2 protein-coding genes are annotated in these 1,022 nt (G+C 35.3%); both read left to right on the plus strand.

Going from position 1 to position 1,022, the window contains the following annotated elements; genetic code table 11:
- Positions 1 to 257, plus strand: a 257-nt coding sequence (locus BLS65_RS18585; protein WP_212590603.1) for a hypothetical protein, incomplete at its 5' end; no start/stop codon positions are given.
- Positions 254 to 643, plus strand: coding sequence for a hypothetical protein (locus BLS65_RS17850; RefSeq protein WP_092441136.1), 390 nt, complete (start codon positions 254 to 256; stop codon positions 641 to 643). The genes BLS65_RS18585 and BLS65_RS17850, both read left to right, overlap by 4 nt.
- Positions 644 to 1,022 lie beyond the last annotated feature (379 nt).

A 1,022-nucleotide genomic window follows, 5' to 3' on the forward strand; every position in this document is an offset into this window, starting at 1 on the left:
TAAATGCACCTAAAAAAGTGGCACAACTTCGACCGAAACGCCTGGCACAACTTGAACCGAAATGGGTGGCACAACTTCGACCGTTTTATCTAGATTATCTGGTTGGCGAAGGACAAAACGCCCAGTACAATAAAAAAACGCTGCAAATCATTGAAGATATTGAAGCGTTAGAACCTGACACCAAAGATAAATTGTACTTCCTTGTTAATGCTGTTATACGTGATTACAAAACTCAACAATCGTATAAAACTATATGATGCCGATAAACGAAGAGAAACTAAATAAAAAAGAAGCCGTTACCTTTTTCTTAGCCTTAGTAACAACAGGAGTGTTTCAAAAAAGTATTGAAAACAATGAAACCGGCTCTATATTTTATTACTTGGGAGACTGGAAAAACCTTGGGCTTACAAAGGACAAAATAAATGCACTTGCCTATGGATACTACCATCTTGTACAAAACAAATACTTAGTAGCTGTAAGAACCAAAGGGGACCTATCAAAACAAGCAGACAAACCCAATATGACCCGTTATATCTTCATTGATGATTGGAACAGAATGGACGAGCAGAACAAAGCATTAAATTTTGATGTTATTCCACATGATTTAGTACTTAAAGCTGCTAATATACTTCAGAAAAATTAAGCCAATTAAAAAACTCATTCTTGAAGTACAAAACCTACCCGAAGAGGAAAAAGAAACCATACTAAAAGTAATAGCGGCTTTTGTTAGGGACTTTAATGCTAAACAAGCTTACCTTTTTTAATATTACAAACCACCAGATGCAATTTGGCGGTAGCGGGGATGCAATCGCTTACTAGCGGGGAAGCTGATAAAATAGATTTTCTTACTTTTTACGCTCCTCCTTTAACAAAGAAAAAATTTCATGAACAATATCTGTGGAGTTAGAGCAACTTTGCTCAACATTCTGGGGAGTGTAAATTAAACTTTGTCTGGTAATTTTCCTAGTATTCAAAACTACTGTTTTTTTTGAACTCAACTCTTAAATGCTCTTTAAAAGTTT

The sequence above is a fragment of the Williamwhitmania taraxaci genome, assembly GCF_900096565.1.
Lineage (GTDB): Bacteria > Bacteroidota > Bacteroidia > Bacteroidales > Williamwhitmaniaceae > Williamwhitmania > Williamwhitmania taraxaci.

Coding starts and splice junctions, on each gene's coding strand:
- BLS65_RS17850 (WP_092441136.1), top strand. CDS start 254: ATGATGCCGATAAACGAAGAGAAACTAAATAAAAAAGAAGCCGTTACC.